At 45.5% G+C, this 9595-nt stretch carries 8 protein-coding genes and 1 tRNA gene; 6 read left to right on the plus strand and 3 right to left on the minus strand.

Annotated features, from left to right (window positions below; translation table 11 throughout):
• Nucleotides 1-109 precede the first annotated feature (109 nt).
• Nucleotides 110-1663 carry a ribonuclease Y gene (gene rny / locus AB5H98_RS06270; RefSeq protein ID WP_367925062.1) on the minus strand — a complete coding sequence of 518 codons (1554 nt, stop codon included), beginning with the start codon at nt 1661-1663 and terminating at the stop codon, nt 110-112.
• Between the two features lie 639 nt (nt 1664-2302).
• Between rny and thrS the strand changes: the two genes are divergently transcribed.
• Nucleotides 2303-4207, plus strand: coding sequence for a threonine--tRNA ligase (thrS, locus tag AB5H98_RS06275; protein ID WP_367925063.1), 1905 nt, complete (start codon nt 2303-2305; stop codon nt 4205-4207).
• Between the two features lie 44 nt (nt 4208-4251).
• Here the strand turns inward: thrS and AB5H98_RS06280 are convergent, their stop codons facing one another.
• A complete protein-coding gene (locus AB5H98_RS06280; protein WP_367925064.1) occupies nt 4252-4779 on the minus strand; it encodes an HD domain-containing protein in 528 nt (175 codons plus the stop codon).
• A gap of 14 nt (nt 4780-4793) precedes the next feature.
• A complete protein-coding gene (locus AB5H98_RS06285) occupies nt 4794-5366 on the minus strand; it encodes a putative ABC transporter permease (RefSeq protein WP_367925065.1) in 573 nt (190 codons plus the stop codon).
• Between the two features lie 209 nt (nt 5367-5575).
• On the opposite strand from AB5H98_RS06285, the gene AB5H98_RS06290 reads away from it, so the two are divergent.
• The 5 genes from AB5H98_RS06290 (at nt 5576) to AB5H98_RS06310 (ending at nt 9325) form a co-directional block, all read left to right on the plus strand.
• Nucleotides 5576-6415 (plus strand): P-loop NTPase, encoded by an 840-nt coding sequence (locus tag AB5H98_RS06290; protein WP_367925066.1) that lies wholly within the window; start codon nt 5576-5578, stop codon nt 6413-6415.
• 209 nt (nt 6416-6624) lie between these two features.
• Complete coding sequence (locus AB5H98_RS06295; protein ID WP_367925067.1) at nt 6625-8154, plus strand: MATE family efflux transporter; 1530 nt, start codon at nt 6625-6627, stop codon at nt 8152-8154.
• A 104-nt stretch (nt 8155-8258) separates the two neighbouring features.
• A tRNA-Leu gene (locus AB5H98_RS06300) sits at nt 8259-8345 on the plus strand.
• Between the two features lie 120 nt (nt 8346-8465).
• Entirely contained in the window at nt 8466-8996 is a 531-nt protein-coding gene (locus tag AB5H98_RS06305) for a GNAT family N-acetyltransferase (protein WP_367925068.1), read from the plus strand.
• Nucleotides 8997-9187: 191 nt separating this feature from the next.
• On the plus strand, nt 9188-9325 hold the full coding sequence (locus AB5H98_RS06310; protein ID WP_367925069.1) for a helix-turn-helix domain-containing protein: 138 nt from the start codon (nt 9188-9190) through the stop codon (nt 9323-9325).
• The last annotated feature ends 270 nt before the right edge of the window (nt 9326-9595 follow it).

A 9595-nucleotide genomic window follows, 5' to 3' on the forward strand; every position in this document is an offset into this window, starting at 1 on the left:
CGCATTTATAGCGTGTTGTTATAGTATAACCAAAAAGTGGGAGAAATACAATCCTTTCCAATGAAAAAAGGCCATGCTAAGAAATTTTCTTGGCATGGCCTTTCAACCATTATTTTGCGTACTCAATTGCCCGTGATTCACGGATCACATTGACTTTGATTTGACCAGGATAATCCAAATCATCCTCAATTTTGCGGGAAATGCTATGAGCCAAAAGCACCAACTGATCGTCTGAAATTGCTTCCGGTTTGACCATGATGCGAACTTCACGGCCCGCTTGAATGGCGAAACTCCGTTCAACTCCCTCGAAGCTGTTGCAGATTTCTTCCAGTGTCTCCAAACGTTTAATATAGCTTTCCAGATTTTCGCGGCGAGCACCAGGACGTGCCGCACTAATTGCGTCAGCCGCCATGACTAAGAAAGCCAATGGAGTTTTCGGTTCTACATCGCCATGGTGTGCCTCGATTGCATGCACAACCGCAGCATTTTCCTTATATTTTTTAGCAATGTCGACGCCAATGCTGATGTGGCTTCCTTCGATTTCGTGGTCCAAAGCCTTTCCAATATCATGCAATAAGCCGGCGCGTTTGGCTTGTGTTACGTTCAAACCAAGTTCTGCGGCCATAATGCCAGACAAATAAGAAACTTCCAATGAGTGATTCAGTACATTCTGTCCATAACTGGTCCGGAAACGAAGACGACCCAATAGCTTTACAACGTCCGGATGGAGTCCATGCAGGCCTGCATCCATTACCGCTTTTTCGCCTTCGCGTTTCATAGTCAACTCTAATTCACGACGACATTTGTCCACGGTTTCTTCGATGCGCGCAGGATGAATGCGCCCATCACTTATCAGACGCTCCAACGTCATACGGGCAATTTCACGCCGCACAGGGTCAAAGCTGGACAATGTAATGGCTTCCGGGGTATCATCGATAATCAAGTCAACACCAGTGGCATTTTCCAAAGCCCGAATGTTACGGCCTTCACGGCCAATGATACGCCCTTTCATTTCGTCGCTGGGCAAGGGAACCACAGAAACGGTAGCTTCACTTGAATGGTCCGCAGCGCAGCGGGCAACCGCCTGACTAATCAATTCACGGGCGATAGCATCTGCCTCGTCCTTGGTCTGTGCCTCATAAGCGGCAATGTGCATGGCCTTTTCGTGGGTCAGTTCCTGATCCAGATTTGAGAGCAAAAGATGTTTGGCATCTTCACTGGAAAGTCCAGCAATGGTTTCCAAGCGCTCCAGTTCGCGTGTGCGAATCTGTTCTACTTCAGCCAATTTGGCCTCTGCCAATTCAGTGCGCTTTTGCAATTCTTCTTCTTTTTGCTCCATATTGGCCACTTTTCGGTCCAACGCCTCTTCTTTTTGGTCAAGGCGGCGTTCCTGTCTGGTCAATTCATTGCGGCGTTCTTTGATTTCCTTATCGGCTTCTGTTTTCATTTGAAGCGCGGCATCTTTGGCCTCTACAAGCGCTTCTTTACGCTTTTGCTGTGCTGTTTTCATGGCGTCGTTGACAAGACGCTTGGCTTCTTCTTCGGCACTGCCGATTTTAGCCTCTGCAATTTTACGGCGATGGGCAATTCCCGCGAAAAATGACAGGGATCCCACAACCGCGCTCAGCACGACAGCGATCGCGATGGTCGCCCATACTGGCATGTTCAGTCACTCCTATTCAATTCAATTCTTGCCCTGAAGCGCACAAACAATACACCTCCACACCATGTGTGGAAGTTGCTCGAAAGACAGTCTTCAGGTATGAATAAAAGTAATTTGCAGGGCAAAATGCCGTTTACAAGTCAAAATCTATGCGAAAAATCGGTCAAAAAGGCAAACAGCGTACCATTTGCCCTAAAATTACATTAAATCATGCTTTCTATTGTAAAGCCTGCCCAACACCTTGTCAAGAAATTGTTACAAAGCTTTCACAAAACCTGTAAGGGGAATTGGGCTTTTTTTGAAAAGCTGTTGCCCAGTCGCGGACAAAGACTTGACTTCTTAAAAAAACTGCTGTAAGATAAGGGCAACATCCCGCAAAAGCGTTGATGCGGACAACATGCGCGCACACGCCGCACAAGAGAGGATCGCCAAGCGCTGTAAGCGATCTTGCTGGACATGAGCGCATTACCACCGCAGAGCGCGGGGGAGAACCCCCGCCGGGCACGGCCCGTTACAGCCGGCAAAGAGTGGCGTTCTGTTTGGAATGCAATTCGGGTGGAACCATGGGCTTTTTTCAGCTCATCCCGTATGGAAGCATTACGGGATGAGCTTTTTGTTTTGTAAAGGGAGGAAAACGAAATGATTCAAGTAACGTTGAAAGATGGTGTCGTGAAAGAGTTTGAGGCCGGCGTTTGTCCGGCAGACGTTGCCAAAAGTTTGGGAATGGGCCTGTATAAAGCTGCTTGTGCTGCCCGTGTAGATGGAGAGACATGCGATTTGCGTACTCCTTTGGAAAAAGATTGCAATTTGGAAATTTTGACCTTTGAAGACAAAGATGGTAAACATGCTTTTTGGCATACGGCTGCCCATGTGATGGCCCAGGCAATTCAGCATCTGTGGCCTGAGGCAAAATTTGGTATTGGACCGGCTTTGGATGATGGATGGTATTATGATATTGGTGGTGTCGAGCCCTTTACGCCGGAGCAGTTTGCGGATATTGAAGCAGAGATGAAAAAAATCGTCAAAGCGGATCTTCCGGTGGAAAAACGTCTGATTTCGGTAGAAGAAGGTCGTGAACTGTTTGCAGGTCAGGACTATAAACTGGAGTTGTTAGAAGAATATGCACAGAAAGGCTGGCAACTCTCCGTTTATACGCAAGGAGATTTCACGGATTTGTGTGCAGGCCCCCATTTGATGAGCACAGGCGCATTAAAAGCTGTGAAAATTTTGAGCACAGCCAGCGCCTATTGGAGGGGCGATGCTTCCAGAGACAGCCTGTGCCGTGTATACGGTACCGCATTCCCGAAAGCAAGTGAGCTGGAAGCGCACTTAGCCATGTTGGAAGAGGCAAAAAAACGCGATCATCGTAAGTTGGGAAAAGAGCTCGGGTTGTTTGCTCTGATGGAAGAAGGACCTGGTTTCCCGTTTTTCCTGCCCAAGGGAATGGTGCTAAAGAATACATTGATCGATTACTGGCGTGAAGTGCATCACAAAGCTGGTTATCAAGAGGTTAGCACCCCGATGATTCTGAACCGCAGCTTGTGGGAACGCAGCGGTCACTGGGATCATTACAAACAGAATATGTACACTACGGTCATTGACGACACGGATTTTGCCATTAAACCTATGAACTGCCCGGGTGGCATGTTGGTTTACAAAACGCAGCCGCACTCCTATCGGGACCTTCCGCTGCGTGTGGGTGAACTGGGCCTTGTACATCGTCATGAACTTTCTGGCGCATTGCACGGTTTGATGCGCGTGCGTTGCTTCACGCAAGACGATGCGCACATTTTTATGATGCCCAGCCAGATCAAAGATGAGATTATTGGCGTAGTGCGCTTGATTGATCAGGTGTATTCGCTGTTTGGTTTTGAATATCACATTGAACTGTCTACAATGCCGGAAGATCATATGGGATCGTTGGCCGATTGGGAGATGGCTACCGATGCGTTGAAGGCTGCCATGGACGAGTTGGGACGCCCCTATGAGATCAACGAAGGCGATGGTGCATTCTATGGTCCGAAGCTGGATTTCCATCTGGTGGATGCCATTGGTCGTACTTGGCAGTGCGGTACCATTCAATTGGACTTCCAACTGCCAGAGCGTTTTGAATTAGAGTACACTGGTGAGGACGGCCAGAAACATCGTCCGGTTATGGTCCATCGTGTAGTCTTTGGTTCGATCGAGCGCTTTATTGGTATTTTGATTGAGCACTTTGCAGGTGCGTTCCCCGTTTGGCTGGCTCCTGAACAAGTGCGCATGATTCCCATCAGTGAAGCTCATAGAGAATATGCTCGTAAGGTGGCCGAGGAACTGGATAATGCAGGTATCCGTGTAACAGTGGATGACAGAAACGAGAAAATGGGATACAAGATTCGTCAGGCCCAATTGGAGAAAGTTCCCTATATGCTTGTGGTAGGTGCTAAAGAGATGGAGGATGGAACGGTGTCTGTCCGCGCCCGCAAAGAAGAAAAGGGTGGCACTAAGACCGTTGCAGAGTTCAAGGCACAGATTTTGGAAGAAATCGCAAGCCGAGAGAGATAAAATAAAAAACACCGTGGCACTTAGTCGAGTGCCACGGTGTTTTTTTATATGGAAATTTCTTTTTTGCTGGTGCCTTCCAGAAGTTCCATGACAGGACGATGAAACGTTTCCATCAGACTGCAATATTTATCGAACATAACCACTACATAGGATTCACGAAAACGGGGCGGAGTAAGTGTCAAAGGCCACATGTGTCGCAAAATAATATCCTGTTCTTTTTCAGTCAAGTGAAACCGGGCTTGAGCATTTACCAGAGCTTTGTATGGATGTTCGAATCCGTGAAGTCGCTCTCCCGGCTGACGGCGATAGAAATGCCAGTCGTATAAAAACAAATCATGAAGAAGTCCCGCACGAGCTACCGCACGAGTATCCAAGCCGTGATCGCGACAATACAAATAACTCAAGTAAGATACATTTAAGCTATGGCGTAAGCAGGTGGTCTCTCCATGTTGAATATACTGTTCCATAGAAAGAACATCTTGGTTTTCTAAGATATCTGCAACCAAATTAAGATACTCCGGATCTTTGGGAATCTCAATGGCTCCATACTGATCCTTGTTGCGTTGTACCACGAAAAGACCTCCTGTCAATGCCCGAAAAATTTGGGCAGCGTAATCGAATCATTTTGTGCTGCAAGAGCGTTGCGCATACTGATAATAAAATCTATCAGATATCCAACCGGAAGAAGATAAGCCAGCGAGACACATGCAAAGGGCGGAAGCAATGCCACCGCACCAAATACCAGTTTGTGTAAACAACCAAACAGTAAAAGTGAAATTAAACCCCAGCCCAGTGTACTTTCCAAGCATAGAATGCCATGATAATTAAAAGGCTTGTTCGAATAATCCCACCACAAATTGCCAAATAAACGCAGCATCAACCTTGCGGTAAGATACTCAAAAACAGTGGCCATTAGTGCTCCAACGAGATACAAAAGAATGAGATTGTGGGAGAAAGGGCGTAACAGCGCATAGCCCAAAATTGCGCCGAATCCGTAAATAATGCAGAAAGGACTGTGTACGAAGCCGCGGTTTTCCCAAATCCCCTTTTCACGGCGAATGACGATGCACTCCATCACCCAGCCAAGGAAACTGTAGAGGAAAAAAGCATTGATAAACATATAAGGCGAAACGTCCGCCGAATAGAGCCAAGATGCCATATAAATTCTCCGTTCTTGTAGTTTCAGTCATAACGTCGGGCTTGTTTTTTGAGTTTCACCTAATACTACGATATAGTATATCGAATTTGCTTCAATTTTTCAAAAATTTTTTTCAAAGAGGTTTTATATAACAAGAATTGTCTCGGTTGACACTGAGTCGGCCAAAGCCTATAATAATGAAAAAACCAGCAGATGGGAGATTGACATTTATGAGTGAAACATGCAGCCATGACTGCTCTAGTTGCGGCTCTAACTGTCCATCCAGACAGAAGCCGCAGGATTTTCATGAGCCGCCGCATGAGTTAAGCAGTATTAAAAAAGTGATTGGTGTGGTCAGTGGAAAGGGTGGCGTTGGCAAAAGCATGACCAGCGCAATGCTGGCGGTTCTGATGAACCGGCGTGGATATCACTCCGCTGTATTGGATGCAGATATTACGGGCCCTTCCATTCCCAAATTATTTGGCATTCATACCCGCGCAGTGGCGGATGAGATCGGTTGCTATCCGGTGCGCAGTCGTACGGGTATTGATGTGATGAGTGTGAACTTGATGCTGGACAACGAGACAGATCCGGTGGTCTGGCGTGGTCCCGTGATTGCGGGGGCAGTTAAGCAGTTCTGGCAGGAAGTAATTTGGAAAGATGTTGACTTCATGTTTGTGGATATGCCTCCGGGAACGGGTGATGTGCCTCTGACCGTATTCCAAACATTGCCGGTAGATGGCATTTTGGTTGTAACTAGCCCTCAGGAACTGGTGGGTCTAATCGTAGAAAAAGCGGTAAAAATGGCCAACATGATGAATGTGCCAATTTTGGGTGTAGTGGAAAATATGAGCTATGCCGTTTGCCCGGATTGCGGCAAAAAGCTGTATGTTTTTGGTGAAAGTCATGTGCAGGAGATTGCCGCTCGGTATCATTTGCCGGTTTTGGCTCAATGTCCGATTGCTCCGGAGCTTGCAAAACAAGCAGATTTGGGTGTGATTGAATCCTTTGAATCGGATTGTTTAGATAAGGCTGCGGACGTGGTTGAGGGTTTGTTACAGAATAAGTAATTTGAATCATTTTGCAGAACTTCTGTCTAGATGGAAGCTCTGCTTTTTTATTATCTGTGTCAGCAAGCATTATGAAACTGCATCGTTTTCAGATGACAAACGGCTGTGGAAATCGCTTTGTACCGGCAATCGTCGTTTTCAAAACTAGAAATATGTACTTGCATACTTCCAAAGCGCTCTCCGTATAAATAGACGAGAGGAGGGCGGATATGCAACGGCAAAGTTATGTGCGCAATGCGGCCATTTTGACTGCGACAGGATTGATTTTGCGAGCAGTCGGCATGTTCTTCCGCGTCTATATTGCGGCTAGAATTGGTGCGGAAGGAATGGGTGTTTATCAGCTCATCTATACTGTTTATACGCTGGCGATTACGTTGGCTACGGCAGGTCTGTCAATTGCGTCTACACGTATTTGCGCCCAGCTTTTTGCAGGGCAGCGTCCAGGGGCGGCCCGCCGGGCTATGAAAACCATGATTGGCCTTGGCTTCGGTCTTGGAATTTTGGCCTGTGTTCTATTGTATTGCGGGGCCCCGTTGGCGTCCGAATTATGGCTGAAAGATGAGCGTGCTTTGTTGCCGCTGCGTATCCTGGCACCAAGTCTTCCCTTCATGGCCATGAGCGCAATTTTGCGTGGATATTTCATGGCCGTGAGGGAAGTTCGTCCAAACTCAATTGCGCAACTGTTTGAGCAGGTGGTTCGTATTGCAGTTGTGGCCGCAGCGTTATGTGCAGTGGACCCGAAAAATATTACCGCTTCCTGTTCCGCTGTGGTAATAGGAAATACTGTTAGCGAGTTTTTCAGTTGGATGCTGATGGCCTTGTTTTATCACCGTTCGATTCGTACAATTCAACGAGAGGACAAAGCGGTCAGTGGATTATGGCATCAGCTTTGGCAGATTTTAGCGCCCGTCTGTGCCAATCAATATCTTACCAGTGTGCTGCGTTCTGTGGAAAATGTGATGGTTCCGGCCTGTTTGACGATTTTTACCATGAGCCGGGAGAGTGCTCTGAGCCAGTATGGAGCGCTGAAGGGAATGGCAATGCCAGTTCTATTTTTTCCATTTTCTTTTCTGGGGACACTTTCTACCCTTCTGATGCCGGAAATCACAGAGGCCTATGTGCAAGGTCGAAAACAGGCCTTAAGATATCTAATAAACAGAGTTTTGCTTTTAACACTTGTTCTATCTATTTTGGCGGGTGGTCTTTATACAGTGTTTGCCTATGACATTGCGCAAGTGTTGTATCAGAGCAATGAAATTGGATTTTACATTGCCGTGCTGGGACCTTTGACTCCATTTATGTACTTGGAGAGTATGGTGGATGGAATTTTGAAGGGCCTGAATGAACAGTTGGCTACATTCCGATATTCTATTTTAGATTCTGTTTTGAGAATTCTTTTGATTGCTTTGCTTTTGCCGAAGTGGGGAATGAAAGGATTCCTGTTTGTGATGTTGGTGAGCAATTTACTGACCAGCTTGTTGAATTGGTTGCGTCTTTTACATGCGGCGGATTTGTCCATTCAGTGGATACGATGGATCTTTAAACCGGTTGGCTCTTTTGGATTTGCAGCGCTTTTATGGCGGCTTTTGATGCCGTTTTTTCCACAGGAATCTCTTTGGCGCGCGGTTTTGGGTGGAATTATGGTTGCTGCATTCTATGTAGTAACGTTGTGGGCGATTGGCGGAATCCGAAGTGAAGATATCTGGCCAGCCGGAAGAGCGAAAAAGAATGCACGGTAAAAAGAAATCAGTTGACAAAATAGAAGAATGTATGATAAAATTTATAACGCTCAAATTGAGCGCTTTCAAAGATAAACGCTGCTTGATTTGCGTTTATCATAGATGCGGATGTGGCGGAATTGGCAGACGCGCTAGATTCAGGTTCTAGTGAGGGCAACTTCATATGGGTTCAAGTCCCTTCATCCGCACCAAAAACCGCTGATTTCGCAAGAAGTCAGCGGTTTTTTCTTTTGCTAGTTTTCTTTGCTGCAGCATTTGAATCAATAGTACATTGCAAACTTTGCCAGAAAAAAGAAAGGTCCATAAAAGGTATGAATAAAAGTATTAAAGGGAAAAAGATTGTTTTGCGTGAGCAGCGAGAGGAAGATGCGCCGTTTTTTGCCTATTGGTTCAATCAGCCGCGCATTATGTTTCAATGTGGCTTTGAGAGACCTACGGATGAAGAAGAGGTGAAAACCTGTATTAACGTTCATCACAAGTCGAAAGATTCGGTTTGGTTTACTATTACAGATCTCAGCGGCAATATAATAGGAGAGACAGGTCTGCTTCGTATGTTCCCTGCATGGCACCAAACCGATCTTACGATTATTATTCCCGATCCCCAAATGCAGCATAAAGGATATGGGACAGAAGCGATTCGTATCATGCTTGATATGGCTTTCCGTGAGTATAAAATGCACCGTGTCTCCATCGGAGTAGTCGGATTAAATACAGATGCGCTGGAATTCTACAAGAAAATTGGATTCAAGCAGGAAGGTATTTTGGAAGAGGCGTATTATTATAATAATGAATATAGTGATTTTATTATGATGCGAATTCTCAGCCACGAATGGAACACGTAGTGATTTGTAACAGACGCAATCGTCACAAAACGAGAATAAATTTTTATATCATTCCTTGTACGAAATAAAAATAATCCGAACTTGCTTTCGATAGAAAGTGGGTTCGGATTATTTTTTGACAACTCAACCTACAGTTTGGAGCTTTTTGGTATCCATATGATATAATTTTGAGCAAGGAGGGTTGAGCGAGGATGGACAATGTGAAAACCGGAGACCTTATCAGAGCGCTCCGAAAAGAAAAAAATATGACGCAAAAAGAACTTGCGTGTCTACTGCATGTCACAGACAGAGCGGTTTCAAAATGGGAACGTGGAGTTTCCCATAGTTAAAGATACCACACCAAATATGATGAACCCACGCTTATACACTACCAGCTATAATAAACCGCAAGGACAGCAATTTGATGATACTGCTGTCCTTTCTTTTATAAAATTGCAGTACACATAAAAAAGCTGTAAAATGATAAATATATTTGTCCTTGTAACAATTCTCGGACATTTGCCTGTTATACTATCTGCAAAAAGCAAAGGAAGTGAGAATATGGAGCAGATTTTAATTGTCGAGGACGACAGTTTTTTGAATAAGATGTTAGACTATAA

The organism is uncultured Ruthenibacterium sp. (assembly GCF_963558415.1).
Taxonomy (GTDB): domain Bacteria; phylum Bacillota; class Clostridia; order Oscillospirales; family Ruminococcaceae; genus Ruthenibacterium.

Excerpts from the sequence above, each read along its gene's own strand:
- AB5H98_RS06305 (WP_367925068.1), top strand. The coding sequence starts at position 8,466 with ATGAATAAAAGTATTAAAGGGAAAAAGATTGTTTTGCGTGAGCAGCGA.
- AB5H98_RS06310 (WP_367925069.1), top strand. The coding sequence starts at position 9,188 with ATGGACAATGTGAAAACCGGAGACCTTATCAGAGCGCTCCGAAAAGAA.
- AB5H98_RS06295 (WP_367925067.1), top strand. The coding sequence starts at position 6,625 with ATGCAACGGCAAAGTTATGTGCGCAATGCGGCCATTTTGACTGCGACA.
- AB5H98_RS06285 (WP_367925065.1), bottom strand. The coding sequence starts at position 5,366 with ATGGCATCTTGGCTCTATTCGGCGGACGTTTCGCCTTATATGTTTATC.
- rny (WP_367925062.1), bottom strand. The coding sequence starts at position 1,663 with ATGCCAGTATGGGCGACCATCGCGATCGCTGTCGTGCTGAGCGCGGTT.
- thrS (WP_367925063.1), top strand. The coding sequence starts at position 2,303 with ATGATTCAAGTAACGTTGAAAGATGGTGTCGTGAAAGAGTTTGAGGCC.
- AB5H98_RS06290 (WP_367925066.1), top strand. The coding sequence starts at position 5,576 with ATGAGTGAAACATGCAGCCATGACTGCTCTAGTTGCGGCTCTAACTGT.